Raw genomic sequence first — 21,333 nt, forward strand, 5'->3', positions numbered from 1 at the left:
AGATAAAGCTATGGCACTGGCGCGCCATAAGCCTTTGTCTGCACATCATTTTTCTCTCGAGGCGACGGCACTGGGGTAGCTGCGCCGGGGTCATCGCCGAGGATTGTCATGTTCTTTCAGAGGCTTGTGCGGCACTGCCCGGCATCGCCAGCGTCTCCACGGGATTTGAGCGCAATGGCGCCCCGCGTCGGCTGCTCATCCGAACGCAGCCCTGACGGTTTCAGGCGGTGGCGGCTAGACCCGGTTCACGATTGCCTCGAGCGCGGTGACGCTTTCGATGACGGCATCGAAGCGTGGCGGGGGGCCGAAGATCATCGCCGACATGGCAACATAATCGCGGCGCAGCACGTCATACATGTCGCCTTCGGGTACCAGCGTGAAGGTTGGGGGCTGGGCGATGGCGAGATTGTAGGGTTTGCGATCGAAGAACATGCGCGCGTGCGCGACGCAATCGGCGCCGAGCGCCGGATCGGCCATGGCACGCTTGCCCTCCTCTGACGTCATCAGCGTGTGGACGTCGTAATAGTGCCGCGAAACCCGGTTCCCGCCGCCCTGAAGGTCGCCGCGATTGATGAACCATTGGCTTTGGCCATGGAGGATGACGACCTTGTCCCAGAAGGTGCGTTCGGCATCGACAACGGTGACGTTGGCGACGGCGAGATCGAGCCCGGGCGCATCCGCCTCGACATATGGCCGGACGATGCGAGTGGAGTGGGGGGCGAGCGCCGACTTTGCCCCGGACTCGATCTTGACCTGCTGGTCGACATAGCCATCCGACGGGGTTGCCGTCGGATAGTGCACCAGCAAGGTCTGGTCGTCCTTGGGATGGGGCAGGATTTTCAGCGCGCCCGCCGGCAGTCCGTTGCGGTCGCTCGCCCGCGCGGCGATGTCGCTGAGTTCGGCGAGAAGTGGTCCGGTGATGTAGGCGGCGCAAGCGGTCTTGATCGCGTCGAGCGCGGCCTCGCGCTTCTTGCCGCTGAGCTTGGCCAGTTCGTCGACCGAATATGCCTGACCGAGATCGTCCCTGAAGACCGTGACATCGATATCCTCGGAGAAGCGGCTGATCAATCCGAACCCCTTCGACAGCGACGTGCCGCCCTTGAAGAGCAATCTGGGGCCATCGACGCGACCGTTGAACAAGGCGTCGAGCACCCAGCAGACCCAGAAATCCTTCTCGGCATTTTGCGGCGTCGTGCCCAGACGCTGCGCGGTGGTCGTGAACAAGCCGGCCCGGGTCTCGTCGTCTGCCGCCAGGATCCGGTCATAAGCTGGGTTCATCATGCGCTGCTCTGGACGATGGGTTTGAGGAAGTCCTGCATCCATGCCGGCAGCGTGGTGAGACCGTCGCGCAGGTCGGCGCGGATCGTGCCGGTCTTGTCGTTGTCGAGAACGGTGTGGAGCTGCCAGCGAATGCCAACGGCCTGCTCGTCGTCCATCCCGGTGTCGCGCAACCAGTGCAGGGCCTGCACGACGCGCATTGCCGGACGGCCCGCCCAATATAGTTTGCTGGCCGCGGTGGGCTTGAAGGTGATCTCCAGATTTCCGAGTCGGACGGGCTTCAGCCGGGCATCGGTGTGAACGACGATCTTTGCCGGGACCGCGGTGGTCAGTCCCAGGTCGTTTGCGGCGGTCATGCCGTCGACAAGGATGCGGATCTGGTCGCGTCGGGCGATCGCATCGATCACGCCGCGCGGATCGGGCGGATTGCTGGTCTGGGTAAGCCGGTTCCAGCTCGGCCGGTCGTAGAGTCCGCGGTCGATGCGGCGGAGCTGCCCAGCGTTGGCGAGGCGCTGCACTGCCTTGTCGACCGCGTCGCGCGAGCCGAGGTCGAGGAAATCGGCAACGGTCCAGACCTTGCCTTGGGCGCCATCATCGACGCGGTGCTGGATCGCTCCCTTGATGTCACTCTTAAGGTCGGGCATGTCCGAAATCCGTACACATTCTTCGGACATATCACAACCAATATTGTCCGAAGAATGTGAGCATATTTCGGACAAACGCGGCGAGAAAACCTCGAGAGCGCTGATCCGAATCACCTGTCAAACCGACATTGACCAACTCTGCGGTTACCCGGCCAGTGCCGTCATTACGCGAAAACCGCTGATTTACGGCTTCGGCGGCGGCACCGATTTTCACCGTTCAGAGACTGCGACATGCTTGGGATCGATCCAGGCCCGAGATATCTTCCAATGATCGACGACGACGCATTCGAACCCCATCTCGGTCTGCAGAAAGCGCGTGGTGCGAAGCACGCGCGCAAATATCTTAGCCGCGTGATCGCTGCCACCAATCTTGCGTACGGCGGCGCTGCCGCGCCCGGTCCCGCGCGCGGGGCCTTCTCGGGCACCCGGATCGGACGCGGCGCGGGTGTCGGGCGGCTGCTCGCCAGCCGTGGCGGCCATGCGGCTTCGAACGGGCGCCGTGTCATCGTCAAGGCAAGCATCGTCAAGCTCGCCGGCAAGGGCGCATCGGCCGCCGCCGCGCACCTGCGCTATCTCCAGCGCGACGGCACCACACGCGAGGGTGAGCGTGGCACGCTCTACGGGCGCGACGCCGATGCCGTCGATGGCAAGGCGTTTGGCGAACGCGGGACAAGCGATCGCCACCAATTCCGCTTCATCGTCAGCTGCGAAGACGGCGATCAATATGATGACCTGAAACCGCTGACGCGACGGCTGATGGACCGGATGGAACAGGACTTGGGGACCAAGCTCGACTGGGTCGCGGTCGACCATTTCAACACCGGTCATCCGCACACCCATATCGTCGTGCGTGGCAAGGATGATCGTGGCGCCGATCTCGTCATCGCCCGCGATTATATGACGACGGGTATCCGCGAGCGCGCCGCCGAACTGGTCGACTTAGACCTGGGGCCTCGCACCCACCGCGAGATCGCGCAGACACTGCGTGTTGAAGTCGAGCAGGAACGGCTGACCTCGATCGACCGGGCCTTGCTCAAGGGGGCGGACGCCGAGCGGGTGGTAGCGACCAACGGTCGCGACGCCTTCGACCAGACGCTGCGCGCTGGCCGGTTGGCGAAGCTGTCGCGCCTGGGGCTGGCCGAGCCGTTCGGCGCCGGTCGCTTCCGGCTCGCGCCCAACCTCGCCGATACACTCCGCGCATTGGGCGAACGCGGCGACATCATCCGCACGATGCAGCGCGAATTTTCCCGCGCCGCGATCGCCCGGGCACCGGCCGACCAGACGATCTATGATCCGGGAGCACCCGACGCCCGTCCGCTGGTCGGCCGTGTGCTGGCGCGCGGGCTCGCCGACGAGCATGCCGATCGCCAGTATCTGATCATCGACGGCGTGGATGGGCGCAGCCATTACGTGGCGATCGGCAAGCCTGCCCTGAGCTTCGTCGAAGGGGGCACGGAAACCGACGTCAGCTTGTCGCGTGGTGCGATTGTGCGGATCGATCCGGTCAGCCCGACAGTGCGGGAGGTGGATCGGACCATCGCCGCGGTCGCCGCCGCCAATGGCGGACGCTACGATGTGGATGCGCATCTGCGCCACGATCCGACCGCCACCCAGGCCTTCGCCGAGACGCATGTCCGGCGGCTGGAGGCGATGCGACGGATATCGGGCATCGTGGAGCGCGAGCCGTCCGGGCGCTGGATCATTGCATCGGACCACCTCGACCGCGTGGCGGCCCATGAGGCGGCGAGGATGCAGGATCGTCCGGTTGCGATCTCGTTGCTTTCAGCGCAACCGCTCGATCGGCTGGTCAACACCGACGCCGCGACCTGGATCGACCGCGAGCTTGTTTCGGCCGCGCCCGTGCCCATCCGGGATGCCGGGTTCGGTCACGAACTACGGGATGCCCAGGCGCGTCGCCGGCAGTGGCTGGTGGCGCAAGGTTTTGCCGAGGAGGCGGGCGGCGGCACGACGTTTTCGAACGGCATGATCGCCGCGCTGCAGCGACGCGAACTACTGCGGGTTGCAGGCCAGCTCGCCGACGAGGTGAAAATGCCATTCCGGGAAGCTGCCGAGGGCGCCCGGATCGAGGGCGTCTATCGCCGTTCGGTCGATCTCGCCAGCGGGCGCTTCGCGCTGATCGAACGCGCCCGGGAATTCACGCTCGTACCGTGGCGTCCGGTGCTGGAGCGGCAGGTTGGCAAATCGGTCTCGGGATTGATGCGCGGCGACGGCATCAGCTGGTCGATCGGGCGCGGTCGGAGCGGGCCGAGCATTTCGTGAATTGGCTGCTTCGTGACCGCTCCTCGACTGCACCTCACACTATTGCGGGCACTGCCGACCGAAGCCGGAAGCTGATAGTGACGAGATATGCCGATGTTACGACAGAAGAGGCCCGGTCTGAACGATATCTCCCTCTATGGAGGGCTCCCAAGGCAACTGGGCTACGGGATGGATCACACTCCGACCTATCCCGCGGAAGAGGCTGCAAATCTCTATGCCGAGGCAACCGCTGCGCTGATTGACCGCTTCGACATTATCGACGGCTTGAAGATTATGACGATGCTGGGCGCAGTCGAAAGTATCACCGCGCTCAATGAGCCCCCGCATAAGGTCGGCATCGCCGCAATCGAAGCCGCGCAAGCCCTGGTTCTGCGGAACCCCAATGTGGGCGGTCCGCTGTCGGTTGGGGATGCGAACGCGATCGTGGAAGCGCTGCAAATCCATCTAGACCTCTTTCTCGGTCAGACCGCGAAACCTCGACGCGGTGCCAAGGAGGGCGTGTTGGCGCGCCGCGTCGCACAGACGCTTAGGGTGCGCCACACGAGTTACCCGCATCATGCCCGCCGCATTCATAACGCGATTTGGTTCCAACTCGAACGTGTCGGTCACACCACGCTCGGAATGAGCCTCGGGCAAGCAGGAAAGCTGGCGCAGGCGGCGGCATATGGCGTTGCCGTGCGACTGGCGGACAGCCCAGTGCTCGGCGATATCGGGAAATGGATGGCGACGGGGTCGGGTCTGTTCGAGGAAGCGTGGACCGGGCTCTTCGAGATCGACATGCAGGTCCTGGCGGCCGTCGTGCGCGATGTGCCCCGCCCAGCACTCGACGCATTGTTCGATCGCCTGTCGGTTTCACCGGGCGACCTCGCGCAGGCGAACCCCGATCACCTGCACCTCGATAACCCCATCTGGCGCAGACCCTTCGTCAAGTTCGACGGTCGCTTATTCTGTTTCACACCGCAGACGCTCTTCTGGGCTCAGGACGAGGTGTTGGCGGAACTCGCGACGTCGATCTGGCAGCAACCGGCTCAGAATCTTGGCGAAGCACGCGGCGCCGCACTCGAGAGGCTGTTAGGCGAGACACTGACGAAGATGTTGCCGCACGCGGGGGTCCTGACGTCTAGCAAATGGACCGACCCTCGCGACGGCAGAGGCTACGAGACCGACGCGATCGTCCTGATCGACGGGATTGTCCTGATCTTGGAGGCCAAGGGTGTCGCCCTGTCGGCCGTCGCACGGCGGGGCAGCAACGAGTGGTTCAAGACGTTCGATGACATCGTCGTCCAAGCCTGCGTCCAGGCGACTCGGCTCGAGGAGCTCCTGCGCGATGGATCGACATCGGAACTGAAATTGGAAACGGATCAAGGCCCTGTACTCCTCGACAAGGCGTCCATACGGCATATCGTCCGCATAGGCGTCTCTCTCGAGCGCGTGACGATGGCGAGCTTCGGTCTCGAGAATCTATTGCGCGAACGCATCGAGCGCGCATCCGCGCTCCCGATGCCGATCGTCACAATCGGCGACCTCTGGCTGGTGGATGAGCTCGTGGGAAGTGAGGGACGCTGCCTCCACTATCTGCTTCGCCGGGCCGAGATCGAAGAAGACTCGATGTTCGTCGGCGACGAACTCGACTTGATCGCGTGGTATCTGCGGTCGGGCTTCGTCGGGGTCGACCATCCTACGGATGCGTCAGAGAGCATGTCGCTCTACGGGCTGTCGGACTTGCTGCGGTTCCATATCAAGAGCACGCCGCACTACGATCCCCGGCATGTGTTGCCACGCCGGACGATTCCATTCTGGGACCGCATCATCGCCGACAAGGAAGATCGCCGGCCCGGTCTCTGGGCCGATATCATCTACGACATGCTGAACGTCCCGCTGCTCTCGCAGAAGGGGTTCCTCGACGATATCGTGCGGATGCGCCGCAAGATTCGTCGTCTCAAGAAGGGGGCCGCGGACGGTGTCCTCATGCAACGTCGCGATCAGCGTCATCCCACGATCTTTGCGTGCCTCGTCACCCGCGGGTTAAGCGATGCTGAGAAGATCGCAGTCGGACGATCCACGTTCTCTCGGCTCTGTGATGAACATCTCGAGGAGCGTGTCATGGTCTTCCATCTCGACGCGACCATCGAACAGGTCAGGCCCACCCTGGTCTACTATCGCGGTATCGCCTGGGACCAGGATGCGCGCGCCGAGCCGATCGAAGGGGTCGAGATCGGCTCCGATCTCTATTTTCACAGGTCTGGCGAGATGGAGCCCTAGGGTGCCGCGTGATGAGGATCGGACGCTTGGAAGGAGTGATTTCCTGCGTCGGGCATCTGTAGAGAAGCCAACGGAGGTCCGTCGCCCGATCCATCCATCCCAGCCAGAGGAAGACCGAGCAGCCGTTCTCTGATGGACGCCCATGGCGCTGTGAGGTCCACCGTCGCTACCACGACGGGATGACCAGCGATGCGATACCGCAAGGTCAGGTTGCGTTGGACCGTCGGGTAGATCAGCAGTCCCTCGACCGGAACTTCTTCCTTGGGTTCCATGTTCTTGATGTAGCTGAAGAGCTGATAGAGATGCCCCGAACGGACGGTCTCCTTGCCGAATCTGCTCTGCAGCGTCTGTCGATAGAATTTGGCGTCCGCGATGATGGTGCGCGTCGATGATCTGAGCACAATATCAGTCTTCATGATCGGCATGAGCGATGCGGAAAGTTCGTCCCTCGGCTCGACCTGCCACCCGACGACCTCGGCGGACGCGCGAAAGGCGCGCTGTTCGGAACGATAGAAGTTGAGCAGAAACCTCTCGAACAGTCCGGCCATTCGCGCTTCGTCGCGCATCACGGCCGCGAACGGCCCTTCGACCCCGGTCTCGTCCGGAAACCTGCTTTCCATCAGGAGCTCCGCGACGTGGAGCAGGAATCGGTACCGCCTGTTCCCCCTGTGAATCTGGATCTGACAAAACGCACTTCGCGTAGGTCGGACATCTCCGACGCCCGCGATCTCCAGAGTCCGATGCAGCGCTCTCACCTTGCGACGGAGGGCGATAGGGACCGACTGGTCGAGAGCGCAGCGCCGGAGGGTCGCCTTGAGCAGCCGATTTGCTGGGCTGTCGTACTCCAGCTCCTCGTACCGTGAGACCGTACGACCCCTCTGGAGAAGCGAACCCGTCAGGGTCCGGGCGAGATCGATGCGTCCGCGCGCACCGGCCAACTCCTCCTCGTGCGATACATAGATGCGATCGAGCCCGCGACGCAGTTGCCGCAGCATGCCGAACACGAGCACTCGTGTCAGCAGGGCGGTTCCGTCCGGCCCGGCATCCTCTCCAGAGTCAGCCTCCGCCGCGATCGGAAACTGGTTCCAGGCATAGGCGAACAGATAGTAAAGATTGCGGACAGGTACCCGCTCGGTCACTCGACCAGCAGCCTGAACTTCGACGCCCAGAGCGCAGCAGCATCGGGATCGTCGATCCAATATTCTTCGAACAGGGGTATCAGCTCGGTCTCCGCGATGTCCGCGAGCCATCGGCGCGGAGACTCTTCCTCATCCCGCGGTCGACAAAAATAGCTGTGGCCGATGGCATAGCCGGCGCCCAGATTCGTGACGTCCTTGCCGATCGCATGATTCAACTGGCCTAGTAGATCGACGAGGCCGACAGCTAGATCGTCCGGTATGCCGTTCCGCGAAAGCATGGCAGCGAACGCTTCGGAATGGACCTGGGGCTTTGCCATCCAGAATGAGAAGCGACGGCGGAGAGCGTGATCCACGAACGCGAGCGAGCGATCCGCAGTGTTCATCAGGCCGAGGATATGAACGTTGTCAGGAACGTAGAATCTGCGTTCGCCGTCGGCGGCGTAGGCGAGAGGGATGGCCCAACTGCTGTCGCGCTTGTCCGCCTCGATGAGCATGAGGAGTTCGCCAAGAATCTTGCTCAAATTGCCACGGTTTATCTCGTCGATGACAAAGACGTAGTCGTTCCCCTTGTCCCTCGCCGCCCTGTCGCAGAAGCTGACGAACAGCCCGTCCTTGAGCACCAGCCCCCCGGCAGCAGGCCGGAAGCCCTGAACGAAATCCTCGTACGAATAGCTCTGATGGAACTGGACCATGGCGAGCCGGGACGGGTCGCGATATCCCATCAGCGCGTAGGCGAGGCGCTTCGCGAGGAACGTCTTCCCGACTCCCGGCGGACCCTGGATGATCAGGTTGCGGCGACCGCGCCAGATGCGCAGCATCGTCCGGAACTCTTCCTCGGGAACGAATAGATCCTCGAGCGCTTCGACGATCGTGAACGGCTCCCGTTCACGGCCCGGCGCGGCTTCTGCGACTTCTTCGACTTCCGGATCTTCTGCCGCCGCGGGAAGCGCGACGAGCCTCTTCAAGAAGGTCACCAAATCGCGATTGTCCGTTATGTCGGTCAGCGCCTTCATGGCGAGTTCGCGATCGCTCGCCCAGACACCACGCCCGTCCCAACGGGTCTTGCGGATGTTCGTATAGGACGATCGCTCCGGATCATGCCTGTACTCTCCCGTCACAGTCCCGAAGCCGACGATCTCTCGCCGACCTCGTTTCGCGAAGACGAGATCGCCGGGTTGCATCGCATTGGCGAACTCGTGGCAGGCACGCGCCTTGTTGGTGGGGTTCGCGTCGCCGTAGTGCTCCTTCAGTCTTTCGAGGATCGTCGCCGTCGCCATGCCGGTGAGATCTCCCAGTTCGTCCCAGCCTATCGCGACCAGGCCCTTCTCGTAGAACTCGTCCCAACGCTCGGCTCCACGGCCCGGTGCATAGAGCCACACGCGCCTTTCCGTCGGAGCCGGTGACAAGACCAGCTCATCGTCGGACGCCATGTCCTCGGCTTCCTGCTGAGAGACGGCGCTGGGCAGATCCATGATCGTGTCGGCCTCAATGAGGGGTAGGCCTTCGTTCGAGAATCGCCGCGTCGCCTTGTCGAGCAGGACCACGAGTTCGAACGGAACGGGCGTGAGATAGAAACCTTCAAGCAGCGTGAGATTCTTGCTGAAGAACAGGTTGGAATGGCGCTCCCGTATCGACCGGAGATCGGCTTCGAACTCGGCGGTCCGGAGAAAGGCATCCCTATGGAGTGGGACCGCTAGTTTGCGATGGTCGGCGAGAGGTATGGAATAGGCCTTGCTGCCCGCCCAAGCCGTATCGGCTATTCCTTCGAAGTCGAGCGAAGCCCGCGCCTGAGCCCGCGAAGCTCCGACTATGGCCTCACCATCGATGAGATGCAGGACATAATCTCCCGGTTGGACGTCACGCATCACCGAATAGGTGTCGCGGTCACGCTTGCCCCTGATCGGAGACCATAGAGCCTGCCCGAGCGCATGCGTGCCGGCAAGGCGGTCGGGCCGTCCGGTCACCTGGGTCTTCTCCAACCATACGACCGGACGACCACGGACGGGCAGGACCCAGCGTCCGTGCGGATCCGTTCGTAGCCGATCGGACCGCTCCAACAGAGCCCTGCCCCAATCAACCAGCCCATCCCAGACCCTCCCTTCCCCGGGTCGTCCCGTCTGCTGGAGCAGATCGTCGGTCAGGCGGAACCTCTGCGCCAATGTCGATACGGCCTCCCTCGGCACGACGCTCGCAGGCGAACGCTCGAGCATCAAGTCGTGAAGCGACGATGCCACCTTGCCGTTTGCCGGCATGTGCAGAGCCTCGACCTCGAAGCCCGCCGCTTCGACGATCCCGCATGCCTGAAATCCTGCCGGTCCGGCGCCGGCTTCGAGCCGCATGCTCCGCGCAAGGACGTGCTCCAATGGGTAGATCCTACCGCCGCTGCGGATGACGAAAAGCACGGACTTCTTGTCTTCCCAGCCCTTCCAGGCGGGCTCCCGCCGCGATTCCCGGTCGAATTCCGACATCGCAGATTGCAGTTCCGACACGCCGGGCATTTCGGTCGACATGAAAAATGTCCTTTCTCGCGTGTCGCTTGATTAGCACGCTTTTTGTCACCGAATGTGCGTCGCGTCAGAGGAAGGCAATGATCCCATGGATATCCGGCGCGGCATGATGAGGGATTCGACAGCACTGGAGGGAAGGCTTATGCTGTGGCGAGGCCATTTACGGCTAGGCAAATCACCCGAATTTCGTCTATCCAGAACCGGATGGACGGGAAAGAAATTCTGCAAATCGAGGCGGGTGGCCGAACGACGGCGGTCATAGACCTGTTCTGTGGCGCCGGCGGCTTGGCCTACGGGCTGAAATCCGCGGGCCTGACGGTGAAAGCCGGCGTCGATCTCGACCCCAGCTGCAAACATCCCCTCGAACAGAATACCGGCGCCGATTTCGCATGTCGGGATGTCGCGGACCTGAAACCTGCAGACTTGAAGGCATGGTTCGGTGACGCCGATGTGCGCGTGCTTGCCGGCTGTGCGCCTTGCCAGCCCTTTTCCACCTACTCGCAAAGTCGGAAATCGGTCGATGAGCGGTGGACGCTGCTGAAGCATTTCCAACGTCTGGCGATCGCGACGAAACCCGAAATCGTCACGATGGAAAATGTCCCGGGACTGGCGACACAGGACGTATGGAAGCGGTTCATCGCGGCGCTGCGCAGGGCCAAGTATAACGTCACCTGGAGCGAAGTCGCTTGCGACGAGTATCAGGTCCCGCAGAGCCGCCGCCGTCTCGTGCTCCTGGCCTCGTTGCTCGGCCCGATCGAGCTCCGCAAATCCGACAGCACGCTCAAGATGACGGTCAAGGAAGCCATCGGTGACCTGCCGCGCCTCGCAGCCGGCGAGACCTCGGCCGAAGATCCGCTGCATGCCAGCGCGAGCCTCAAGGACGTGAATCTCGAACGCATACGTGCGTCCACACCCGGCGGTACCTGGCGGGACTGGCCCGAGGAATTGCGTGCGCCTTGTCATCGCAAGAGCACCGGTAAGACCTATCCTTCCGTCTATGGACGCATGGAATGGGACAAGCCCGCACCGACGATGACGACGCAATGCTACGGCTTCGGCAACGGACGTTTCGGTCATCCCGAACAGGATCGGGCGATCAGTCTCCGCGAGGCTGCGATCATCCAATCCTTTCCCAAGGACTATAGCTTTCTCGCTGAAGGCGAGGTCGTCACGTTCGACCGGCTCGGTACCCTGATCGGCAATGCGGTCCCCCCCAAGCTCGGCGAAGCGATCGGCCGATCCATCCTCAGTCATATAGAGGCGGTGCGCACCGGGGCTCCGCCCTACGAGGGGCAACTCAACCTGCGCTGAAACGATTTTCTAGGATCACGAATGGCGCGGCAACCACGACTTCATCTCATTCCCACCGAACAGCTCACTGCGGCCGAGGCAGAGATCGTCGATCGGTCGCGGCGCATCGATTTCTACATGACGGAATATTCGGTCGAGCTCCTCGCGGAGAAGATGGCGCGCGAGGAGTTCGTCATTCCCGCCTATCAGCGCGAATTCACTTGGGAACCCAAGCGCAAATCCCGTTTCATCGAATCGCTCATCATGGGGCTTCCGATCCCGTTCCTGTTCTTCTGGGAGATGGACAACGGCAAGCTAGAGATCGTCGACGGGTCGCAGCGGCTGCGGACGCTGCACGAATATGTCCTCGGCGACCTCGAACTCGGTCAACTGGATGAATTGCCATCGCTCGAGGGGACGAGGTTCGGGGATCTCTCGTCGTCGCGTCAGCGCAAGATCAAGAATCGATCGATCCGCGGGATCGTGCTCAATGAACACGCCGACGACCAAGCGCGCTTCGACATGTTCGAGCGGATCAACACCGGGAGCAAGGTCGCCAACACCGCCGAAGTCCGGCGTGGCGCGTTGCGAGGTCCATTCCTCGATCTCGTGCTCGAGCTGTCGAGTTCGCCGCTCTTCGCTCAGCTCGCGCCGGTCTCCGGCAAGGCTGAGCGCGAGCGCATCCGCGAGGAGCTCGTCACACGGTTCTTCGCCTATGGCGACGGTCTCGACGGCTATCGCGAGCGACCTTCGCAATTCATGTTCGACTACACCAAAGAAACGAACGAGCGCATGGAGGCCGATCCAGACCTCGTCGCTGCGTATCGCGCACGGTTCGAGCGGATGCTCGATTTCGTCCAGCGCTCGTTTCCCCAAGGCTTCCGCAAACCCTCCAATCCGAACAGCACGCCGCGAGCACGATATGAAGCCATCGCCATCGGCAGCTATCGCGCGCTGGAAGAGAATCCTGCCCTGTTCGAGAACGTGCCTGATACCGCCGAGTGGCTCGCCAGCGATGCTTTCGCGGAGGTGACGACCTCGGATGCGGCGAACACCCGCGCGAAACTCCAAGGGCGCATCGAATTCGTGCGTGCCGCCTTGCTGAGTCAGGAAGAGTGAGCGATCTCTCGGATCGGTTCGACGAGCGGTTCGGGGAGATCACCGCATATCTCGAGCTGATCGACGGCATCGAGAAGCTGGTCCAATCGGGCGTACCACGGCTCGGCGAAAACGGTCCACCGGTCACGGCGCCGCAACAGCGCATCCTGAATTCGAGCGTCTATCTCCAGCTCTACAACCTCGTTGAAGCCACGATCACCAACTGCCTCGACGCGGTCAGCAAGGTCGCTATGCGTAGGGCCGAATGGGCGCCAGGTGATCTGACGGCGGAACTCCGCCGCGAGTGGGTCAGATACATTGCGAGGACCAATCTCCCGGCCGGCCCCGACAAGCGATTGGAAGATGCGATCGGCCTGTGCGATCATCTCGTAGCCGCCCTGCCCATCGCGGAATTCGACATCGAGAAGGGTGGCGGCGGCAACTGGGACGACAACGCGATCAAGAAGATCGCCTCTCGGATCGGCTTCGACCTGCGCGTCAGTCGCGCCGTGGAACGGGAAGTCAAACGCAAGGTCCGCAACGATCTCGGATCATTGGCGCTGATCGTCGATCTGCGGAACGCTCTCGCGCATGGGCGGCTCTCGTTCGTGGATTGCGGTCAAGACGACAGTGCGGCCGAACTGCGGAAACTGGCGGGCCGCGTCGCCGCCTATCTGAGAGAGGTCATTGCCGCGTTCGATCTGTTCATCAAGGAGCATCGCTATATCGTACCCGCCCGCCGACCGGCTCCAGTCGAGGTCGTCGCCTGACAAACCGGTCACTCCAGCCCGATCGGCGCTCATGGCGCGGATCGGTCCGCGCGACACCAAACCCGAGATGGTGGTTAGGCGCCTGCTGCACGCGCTCGGTCGTCGGTTTCGTCTCCACCGTCGCGATCTTCCAGGCACGCCGGACATCGTGCTTCCGGGCTCGCGAAAAGCGATCTTCGTTCATGGATGTTTCTGGCATCGTCACGAGGGCTGCCCGAAGGCGACGACGCCCAAGACGAGATCCGAGTTCTGGCAGGACAAATTCGATCGCAATGTAGAACGGGACGAACGCAAGGAAGCGGACCTGCGCGCCGCCGGTTGGGATGTGACCACCGTCTGGGAATGCGAGACACGCGACCTCGGGGCTCTGGAAATCAGACTTCGCGATTGGCTCGAGACGACATAAGCTCTTCGAAAGACTGATCGTGGGAAACACGACTCGGTCGGAGGGGGCTCGGTTGGATCATCGAAAACAAAGCGAGGTACATGATCCTGTGATCGTCCGCGTACCGGCTCCCATCAAGGTGGCGGACGCGATTCTTTCGCAGATCCACAAACCATGATCGCGGGGAACGAACGCAATGGCGGATGACGCAACGCTGGACGTCGTTCGCCGGCGTCTACTCGGCGAATACGAGAGGACACGATCTGCTCTGAAGCGCGATTGGGTCGACGAAATATACATCAAATACGGTGTTGCACCCGATCAAGCAGCCGCTCTCGAACACGATCTCTCCACGGCCGGCGTTTCCGTCAACGAAGAGGACGAAGCGAGCGAGGCCGACGCAGCCGAAGCAGACCTCCCGGCCGATCGGACGCGCACCTTCGCCGATGCGCTGAGCCTGCTGATGTACCATGCCAAGCGTTTGCCTCGGCTCGACCGTAAGGAAGAAGCCGCTCTGGGCGAGGCGATCCAGCTCGGATTGAGGATCGCCGCCACCGACGACGCGGCGCCCACTCTACATGGCGAGCGTATCCTCGCCAAAGCCGCCAAGGCGCGGGAAAGGTTGATCTCGAGCAACCTGCGCCTCGTCGTGAAGTTCGTCATGGTCCGCCGCTACCACTCAAGGATGGATGCCGACGATCTGGTTCAGCATGGCATGCTGGGATTGATCCGCGCCGCTGAGAAATATGACCCCGACTGGGGGACGCGGTTCTCGACCTACGCGACTTGGTGGATACGCCAAGCGGTATCGCGCGGGTTCCACAATGAGGGCCAGACGATCCGGATGCCGGTCCACGTCGTCATGCAGGTGCAGCGGCTTCGGCGGTCGCGGCGGACCTTGGGTCTCAACGGAGGCGGCAGGGGCGACGTCGAGCGGCTAGCGGAGAGCTTGGCCTGGACTCTCGAATACACGGCCAGGATCGCGCAGCTCGCCGACATGAATGTCGTCTCTCTCGATGCTCCTCTCGCCAACGGCGACACAGAAGGCCTCAGTGTGGGCGACTTGGTCGCCGACGCCACCGCCCGTCCCGACGAAGCGGCGGAGCTCCAGCGAAGCAGGAACATGGTCCGGGACCTGGTCGACACGATCGAAGACGATCGGGCGCGGGACATCATCAGACGCCGATACGGGTTCGATGGCCCCGGCGAGACGCTTCAGGAGCTCGGCGACGGCTACAGCGTCACGCGAGAACGGATAAGGCAGATCCAGGACAAGACGCTGCGCAAGCTCGTCAAGAGAGCCATTGCCAAGGGTCTGAGGGGTGATACGTTTTGAACACGGCGGAAAGAGAAGAGCGCTATGGCGCAGCGGAGAAGTTCGTCGACTGGCTTGCGCGGTATGTCGCGGATGATGCGCGTGGTACGGCCAACCCGCAGTCGTCCGTAGACCCGCGAGGCGCCTATTGGCTGGGCCGCCTGGCACCGCTCGTCGAGATCGCCGCGTCGCCCCTCGGCGATCGCGCCGAACGGCTGGAGCCGTGCGCGGTCGGGTTTCGCAGCCTGCCGAAGGACGGGCCGATCGCCTTCAAGGCTACTGTAACATTCGTCGTCTGGGCCCGGAGCGCCCAGAGCTGGACCAAATCCCTGCCCGTACGAGTCGAAGTGCCGGTCGAGTTGCCGGACGAAGTCGGCGAGCGTGAATGGGGTCGTGCTGAGCTGGCTGCAGCGCTCGCGGCGGTCGCCCCCAATTCCGGGCTGGCCGCGTTCATCCAGACCGAATTGTCGCGCACGTCGGACGGCAAGCGGGAATTGACGATCGAACTGGTCAACGACTCCGATCCAGATCACGCGAACGCAGCTTCCCATGCGAAGGGAAGGCTGTTCGAATGTGGCCTTGCCGTCGTTGACCTGGCCACCGAGGACTATCTGCTCGAGGATCTCCCGGACAGCTTCCGGTACGACCGTCGGGTCGCTGCCTGGGGGCTCAACTGCGGGGTCGAGCGAATCCAGGGCGGCTTCGAGACGAACGACCTTCCGACATTCGAGAAGCACCGTCCCGTCTACTGGACGGTCGACGACGATCGGCCGGATCTGACATTCGATACGTTGGCGCGCGATCCTGTCCCCCAACTCTCTGCTCTCCATGCCAGTCTCGTCGCTTGGGGAAAGCGGGCGTGGTCGGTCGAGGCGATCCGAGCGAGCACTCCGAGCTGGTCGGACGATCTCGAAAGAGAGGTGCTTGCGGAGGCGGAGGCGTTCCGTGCGGAATGCGCGCGCATTAGAGCAGGCATTGATCTGCTGAACGACGACGAGACGCTCGCCCGCGCGTTCAAGGCGATGAACGCCGCCATGAAGATATCGGCGGACGGCAAATACGACCAATGGCGACCCTTCCAGGTCGGTTTCATGTTGGCCAATCTCGTCTCGTGCATCGGTGGCGATCAGGACATCACCGATATCGTCTGGTTCTCGACCGGTGGCGGCAAGACGGAGACCTATCTCGGCATCATCCTGACCGCCGCCTTCTATGATCGCCTGACCGGCAAGACGACGGGCATCACGGCCTGGTCGCGCTTCCCGCTTCGACTTCTCTCGCTCCAACAAACTCAGCGTTTCGCCAATGCTCTTGCGGGCGCGGAGCGCGTCCGCATCGACATGCGTATCCGGGGCGACGCCTTCTCGCTCGGATTTCTCGTCGGCAGCGGTGCGACCCCGAATGACGTGAAGACGAAGAGTCCATGGGATCCGGACGACATCGGCATGCCTGACCGGATCAGGATGCTGAAGGTGTGTCCGTTCTGTCGCCAGGATTCGATCAAGATGAGCTTCGATTTTGGACTCTGGAGGGTCGATCACCGTTGCACGAACGAGGTCTGCCCTTGGGATAGGGCCAAGCCGCTGCCGATCCATGTCGTCGACACCGAAGTCTGGCGAGTCCTTCCGACGGTGGTCGTGGGTACGCTCGACAAGGCGGCGGGCATCGCCTTGCAGGCGAACATGCGCGGCATGATCGCCGAGCCATCGGGTTTCTGCCCGCGCGCAGGTCACGGCCACACCTACGCCACCAGAGCGAACCGACCTCAGGGATGCCTTGTCCCGGACTGCACCGAGCCACGCGGTCCCCTCCCGATGGCCGAGGATCGCTACGCCGTCGGCTTCCGCCTGCAGGACGAACTCCACCTGCTGCGGGACAGCCTCGGCGCCGTGGATGCACATTACGAGGCGTTGTACGACGACCTTCAACAAACGTTGTCGGGGCGCCGACCCAAGATCCTTGCGTCTTCGGCGACGCTGAGCGGCTATCGACGGCAGAGTGACGTCCTCTATGGCCGAGAGGCGAGAGTATTTCCGCATCCCGAGCCGAAGGCGGGGCAAGGTTTCTGGTCCGGGACGTCGCCCGAAGCGATGCGCAAGTATCTGGCGGTCGCGCCGAGGGGCCAGACCATCGAATACGCTCTCGATCGCATGATCGTGTCGCTTCAGACGGCCATCCGCAGACTGATCGCCGACCCGACGGCACTCGCCGCCGAAATCGGCATCGATGCGCATCACATCGATTTCCTGGTTCGCTATTATGGCACCGACGTCATCTACGGGAACACGCTGCGTGATCTGGATGCGGTGGTCCGCTCGGGCGAGACGCAGTGGGAGGATGTTCCCTCGCCGCGTCCACGGGTCGCCTCGTTGACGGGACGGACGATGTTTACCGACGTGATCGAGACGCTGGAGGAGCTCGAATCCCCGAAGGACGATTTCGCCGACCGGACGCACGTCGTCGTTGGATCGTCGATGATGTCGCACGGCGTCGACATCGACCGGCTCAACGTCATGGTCATGCTGGGCCTTCCGCTCACGACCGCGGAATTCATCCAGGCCACGGCTCGTGTCGGACGTACATGGCCATCGCTCGTCTTCGTCGTCCACAAGATCGCTCGCGAGCGGGATGCGAGCGTCTACAGGTCCTTCCGTCAGTTCGTCGATCAGGGCGACAGGTTCGTCGAACCAATCCCGATCACCGGTAACAGCCGGCGCGTTCTCGAGCGGACGATCGCGGGCCTCGCCTTCGCACGCATGCTCATGCTGCACGAGCCGCGGGCAGGCGGGAGCCTCGCGCTCACCCGCAAGGTCCGCGACTATCTGGCGAAGGCGCCGGGGTTCGAGGCCGCCGAGATAGACGCTGTCTGCGAGACGCTGCGCTTCGACGACGAGAGCAACCCGACTCTCCGGGGGGAGGTGGAGAAATGGTACCATCACCTCGTCGCGGAGGTGCAGGATCCGGCCAATGCCGGCGAGTTCGCAAATTCCTTGGGGTTGTACGGGGGACCGATGATGTCGTTGCGGGATGTAGAGGAACAGGTCGAAGTCTGGGGGCGTGATCCGTCGTGAAGGACAGCAGGAGCGCATCGCAGATCTTGTTCGGTTTCCTTCCCGAGCAGACCGTCGACGTCAAAGGTGGCATCTGGAAGGTGGCGAAGTGGCATGCCAACCAGATCGTCGATATCGATGCCGAGGCGCTCCGCCGCGCGTTGATCTCGGCTGCATCGCCGTGGGAGGCTGCCGGGCTGGACGGCAATTTCGTGAAGGCGCTGCGCTCCGGCGTCGATGTCAGGGTCCATTCTCTCGATCGTGATCGCGGCGTCACGGTCGAGGCCTTTCCGAAAAAATGGCGCTGCAAGTCCGAGAATTGCGGGCGGCTGCACGATTCGCCCACGGCGCCGTGCGCCTGCAAGACGCGGTCCCGCCACGGGCAGCTTCCGTTCGTGCTCTTCCACGACGCGTGTGGCGAAATACGGGAGCCCTATTATCCAGCGTGTCCGCAGCACGGCCAAGTACGGATGCGGCTGCCAGGCACCGCAAACCCGACAGAGATCAAATTGTCCTGCCCGGTCTGCGATCGGCCCCTGACCTCGGCGTTCCTGTTCACCAAGTGCAAGTGCGGTCTGAGCGGTTCGCGCGCCAAAGGCGAGCTCATGGAGTTCAACGTCCATCGCGCCGCGGCGGTCTACACGCCTAGAGATGTCGTCCTGATCAATCCCGCGTCGAAGGCCCAGGCGCGACGCCTCGCCGATGCTGGCGGCGATCGGGCTGCGCTGACTTGGATCGCAGAAGGAATGGCCGCCGAATGGGTGGATCGGATGGAAGGTGGAGAGGCTCTCGCGATCCGTCGCGAATTCGAAAGATTGGGACTGCCGGCCGATCGGATCGCAGCCGCGATGACAGCGGCCGGTGTACAGGAGAAGCAGGTAAGGGAGGTCGATTGTCCGCCTCTGGTCGCGGAGAGGGCGCGCACCGAAGCCGGCCAGGTTGCGCTGGCGACGTCGGAGGCCCGTCTCACCATCGGAGACCTGGAAGCCAGGGCGCCGGCGTCCCTGTCCGCGCGCTACGGAACCAAATATCCCGCGGCATTGGCCACCGCGAAACTCGAACGCGTCGACATGATCGACCGCTTTCCGATCCTCACTGGCCATTATGGATGGACGCGCGGCGGCCAGGAGCCGGGTCAGGCCAGACTTCGGGTCTTCAAGGACAAATCCGCTTTCGTCGTCTACGGTGATCTCGGCGCGACCGAAGCGCTTCTCTTCCGCCTCGCGCCGACTGCCGTGCGCGATTGGCTCGCGGCACGCGGACACCGGATCGCGGATGCCGATGGATCGCGGCCCGCCTACGAAGCCATCCTCGACGCCATGGGCCCCGATCCGCTCCTATCTCCCGTGGCACAGGACGTGACGATGCTCGTGCACAGCATCTCGCATCGCGTGGTCCGGCATGCCGCCTTCTTCGCTGGCATCGACCGGAATGCACTGTCCGAACTCATCTTTCCGACGACACTCTGCTTCGTCATGTACGCGGTTCCCAGAGGGGGGTTCGTCCTGGGTGGCCTTCAGGCCATGTTCGAGAACGACCTTCATGATCTGCTCGAGCGGGTGGTCCATGACGAATCGCGATGCGCGCTCGATCCCGGCTGCGCCGCCAATCCCAAAGGCGCAGCCTGCGCGGTCTGCCTGCATCTCGGTGAGCCGTCCTGCCGGATGTACAATACGGCGTTGGATCGCCGGGCGATGTTCGGTCAGAGTGGCTATTTCCGAATCTAGGTCCAGCGGAGAGCGCGTTTTCGTCCGGGCGGGGCGACGACCTTCAGGATGGTCTTCGCACGGCTCAGGCCGACATAAGCCGACTTGTCCGGTTCACCATCGGGTTCGGCGCGGAGGCAAAGCACGATACATTGCGCTTCCAGCCCTTTGAAGCGGCCGATCGTCTCGACGACGATCCCGATCTCTCCGAATGCGGCGAAACAGGAAGTGCCGACGGTCGCCGAGCGAAGCTCGCGGACGAGAGACGGATCTTCGACGAGCACCACGATCTCGCCATCTTCGAAGCCCTCGTCGAGCAGCTTCGCGACCTGAGAGATGATCTGCGGCACCATGCGCCGTGCATCCTTCGCGTCGACCCACACGGGCTCCGGTCCCGCAACCAGGCGTTCGGAGCTGCTGCGGTTCACGACGTTCCCGACGCGGCTGGCGATCTGGAAGGTGTTCCGACAGTTCGTGTCCAAGACCATTTCGGGAAGATCGGCGAGACGATCCGCCAGCCTGCCCCACAGATCCTGCTCGACGTCGGCGAACACGTAGAAGAAACCATCATCGGCCTCGGATAGGGTGTCCAACACCTCCAGCCATTCATCGGGGAAGTCCTGTCCCTCATCGATCAGGATCGCGTCGAACTTCGTCGAAAGCGCTTTCGCCGCATCGAGCAACAACAGCGGAGCCTCGTCTGACCAGAAGGACGGCCCCGGCGACGACGGCACCGCGAGACCGGCAAGTCGCGCCTGGGACAGGCAGAAGGAATGGAAGGTGGTGCCGAGAAAGCCGCCGTCCTTGCCTTCCTTGCACAGCTTCGAGCCGAGCAGTTTATTGTAGCAGAGGAGGATGGTGCGGTCACCGCGCTCGGCGCACTCGCGCGCCTTTTCGACCGCCAAGATCGTCTTGCCGGTACCCGGGCCGCCGGTGAACAACAGGCGACGGAATTTTCGCGTGCTCCGAAACCCGCGGATTTGATCATCGGTCAGTTTCACGAGCTTGGCGCTGGCCTCGAAAGCCCGATCCGACAGTCTCCGTTTCACCGACACCGTGGGAGCGAGCAACGCGACGATCGACTTCACGTCGCTAGCCGACAGCGTCGCTCGCACCTTCCAGTGCGCGACGACGCGTTGCATCGTGGCAGGGAAATTCTGAAGGTCTTCCGCCGTCATCACGATGTCGCGGGGCGCCGCGGGTCCGAGTTCCGGCAGACGACGCAGGAACGGGAATACCACGGCATGACAGGTCGGAACGGCCAGTCCCAATCGCGCCTTCAGAAACTTGTGCAGGGCCACCTTCGACGACATCGCCTGCTCAAATGGGTCGATCTCGGTGGTCTTGCCAAAGGTGTCGGTCGTGGACCACCGACCCGCTTCCAACTTCACGTCGCCGCCCTTCGCCTCCAGAACGATGATCCCGTGCGCCGGGTGAATGAGTACGAAGTCTGCCTCGCCGTCACCCTCACGCTCGCGCCGCCGACCTTGCCAGGCGACCGAGTGGATCACGGTCCAAGCATCCGAGAGAGTATCCACAGCTTCGGCCGTCCGGACCTCCGATGTCGGATCGTACGATGCCGAAGGTCTTGAAATCACGTTTGCCACGC

Annotated in this window: 14 protein-coding genes; 9 read left to right on the plus strand and 5 right to left on the minus strand. The window is 62.9% G+C overall.

Features of this window, described 5'->3' with window-relative positions:
• Positions 1–234 precede the first annotated feature (234 nt).
• Together BLS81_RS09270 and BLS81_RS09275 are read right to left on the minus strand one after the other, a co-directional pair.
• Entirely contained in the window at positions 235–1,278 is a 1,044-nt protein-coding gene (locus tag BLS81_RS09270) for a nucleotidyl transferase AbiEii/AbiGii toxin family protein (RefSeq protein WP_093223290.1), read from the minus strand.
• The gene (locus BLS81_RS09275; protein WP_093223292.1) at positions 1,278–1,922 is read right to left on the minus strand and encodes a DUF6088 family protein; all 645 of its coding nucleotides are present in this window, start codon (positions 1,920–1,922) and stop codon (positions 1,278–1,280) included. Before BLS81_RS09275 ends, BLS81_RS09270 begins: the two co-directional genes overlap by 1 nt.
• A gap of 267 nt (positions 1,923–2,189) precedes the next feature.
• Here BLS81_RS09275 and rlxS point away from each other — a divergent pair, with 267 nt between their 5' ends.
• Complete coding sequence (gene rlxS / locus BLS81_RS09280) at positions 2,190–4,202, plus strand: relaxase/mobilization nuclease RlxS (RefSeq protein WP_176787110.1); 2,013 nt, start codon at positions 2,190–2,192, stop codon at positions 4,200–4,202.
• A 168-nt stretch (positions 4,203–4,370) separates the two neighbouring features.
• Positions 4,371–6,464 (plus strand): hypothetical protein, encoded by a 2,094-nt coding sequence (locus tag BLS81_RS09285; RefSeq protein WP_093223293.1) that lies wholly within the window; start codon positions 4,371–4,373, stop codon positions 6,462–6,464.
• On the opposite strand, the gene BLS81_RS09290 is transcribed toward BLS81_RS09285, so the two are convergent.
• On the minus strand, positions 6,461–7,603 hold the full coding sequence (locus BLS81_RS09290) for a 5-methylcytosine restriction system specificity protein McrC (RefSeq protein ID WP_176787111.1): 1,143 nt from the start codon (positions 7,601–7,603) through the stop codon (positions 6,461–6,463). The genes BLS81_RS09285 and BLS81_RS09290 overlap by 4 nt on opposite strands.
• The gene (locus tag BLS81_RS09295) at positions 7,600–10,113 is read right to left on the minus strand and encodes an AAA family ATPase (RefSeq protein ID WP_093223296.1); all 2,514 of its coding nucleotides are present in this window, start codon (positions 10,111–10,113) and stop codon (positions 7,600–7,602) included. The genes BLS81_RS09290 and BLS81_RS09295 overlap by 4 nt, the downstream gene beginning before the upstream one ends.
• A gap of 201 nt (positions 10,114–10,314) precedes the next feature.
• Here BLS81_RS09295 and BLS81_RS09300 point away from each other — a divergent pair, with 201 nt between their 5' ends.
• From BLS81_RS09300 to BLS81_RS09330, 7 genes are all read left to right on the plus strand, one after another.
• Positions 10,315–11,421, plus strand: coding sequence for a DNA cytosine methyltransferase (locus BLS81_RS09300; protein ID WP_093223297.1), 1,107 nt, complete (start codon positions 10,315–10,317; stop codon positions 11,419–11,421).
• A gap of 21 nt (positions 11,422–11,442) precedes the next feature.
• Positions 11,443–12,519 (plus strand): DUF262 domain-containing protein, encoded by a 1,077-nt coding sequence (locus BLS81_RS09305; protein ID WP_093223299.1) that lies wholly within the window; start codon positions 11,443–11,445, stop codon positions 12,517–12,519.
• On the plus strand, positions 12,516–13,268 hold the full coding sequence (locus tag BLS81_RS09310) for an MAE_28990/MAE_18760 family HEPN-like nuclease (protein WP_093223300.1): 753 nt from the start codon (positions 12,516–12,518) through the stop codon (positions 13,266–13,268). The genes BLS81_RS09305 and BLS81_RS09310 overlap by 4 nt, the downstream gene beginning before the upstream one ends.
• On the plus strand, positions 13,222–13,674 hold the full coding sequence (locus tag BLS81_RS09315) for a very short patch repair endonuclease (protein WP_256326182.1): 453 nt from the start codon (positions 13,222–13,224) through the stop codon (positions 13,672–13,674). The genes BLS81_RS09310 and BLS81_RS09315 overlap by 47 nt, the downstream gene beginning before the upstream one ends.
• Before the next feature lie 175 nt (positions 13,675–13,849).
• Entirely contained in the window at positions 13,850–14,989 is a 1,140-nt protein-coding gene (locus BLS81_RS09320; RefSeq protein WP_093223303.1) for a sigma-70 family RNA polymerase sigma factor, read from the plus strand.
• A complete protein-coding gene (locus tag BLS81_RS09325; protein ID WP_093223305.1) occupies positions 14,986–18,039 on the plus strand; it encodes a helicase C-terminal domain-containing protein in 3,054 nt (1,017 codons plus the stop codon). The genes BLS81_RS09320 and BLS81_RS09325 overlap by 4 nt, the downstream gene beginning before the upstream one ends.
• Complete coding sequence (locus BLS81_RS09330) at positions 18,036–19,745, plus strand: hypothetical protein (RefSeq protein WP_093223306.1); 1,710 nt, start codon at positions 18,036–18,038, stop codon at positions 19,743–19,745. The genes BLS81_RS09325 and BLS81_RS09330 overlap by 4 nt, the downstream gene beginning before the upstream one ends.
• On the opposite strand, the gene BLS81_RS09335 is transcribed toward BLS81_RS09330, so the two are convergent.
• Positions 19,742–21,331 carry a nuclease-related domain-containing DEAD/DEAH box helicase gene (locus BLS81_RS09335; protein ID WP_143023340.1) on the minus strand — a complete coding sequence of 530 codons (1,590 nt, stop codon included), beginning with the start codon at positions 21,329–21,331 and terminating at the stop codon, positions 19,742–19,744. The two genes, BLS81_RS09330 and BLS81_RS09335, sit on opposite strands and share 4 nt — an antisense overlap.
• Between the last annotated feature and the right edge of the window lie 2 nt (positions 21,332–21,333).

The organism is Sphingomonas sp. NFR15, assembly GCF_900103265.1.
GTDB lineage: Bacteria > Pseudomonadota > Alphaproteobacteria > Sphingomonadales > Sphingomonadaceae > Sphingomonas > Sphingomonas pollutisoli.

Excerpts from the sequence above, each read along its gene's own strand:
- BLS81_RS09270 (WP_093223290.1), bottom strand. The coding sequence starts at position 1,278 with ATGAACCCAGCTTATGACCGGATCCTGGCGGCAGACGACGAGACCCGG.
- BLS81_RS09275 (WP_093223292.1), bottom strand. The coding sequence starts at position 1,922 with ATGCCCGACCTTAAGAGTGACATCAAGGGAGCGATCCAGCACCGCGTC.
- rlxS (WP_176787110.1), top strand. The coding sequence starts at position 2,190 with ATGATCGACGACGACGCATTCGAACCCCATCTCGGTCTGCAGAAAGCG.
- BLS81_RS09285 (WP_093223293.1), top strand. The coding sequence starts at position 4,371 with ATGGATCACACTCCGACCTATCCCGCGGAAGAGGCTGCAAATCTCTAT.
- BLS81_RS09295 (WP_093223296.1), bottom strand. The coding sequence starts at position 10,113 with ATGTCGACCGAAATGCCCGGCGTGTCGGAACTGCAATCTGCGATGTCG.
- BLS81_RS09300 (WP_093223297.1), top strand. The coding sequence starts at position 10,315 with ATGGACGGGAAAGAAATTCTGCAAATCGAGGCGGGTGGCCGAACGACG.
- BLS81_RS09305 (WP_093223299.1), top strand. The coding sequence starts at position 11,443 with ATGGCGCGGCAACCACGACTTCATCTCATTCCCACCGAACAGCTCACT.
- BLS81_RS09320 (WP_093223303.1), top strand. The coding sequence starts at position 13,850 with ATGGCGGATGACGCAACGCTGGACGTCGTTCGCCGGCGTCTACTCGGC.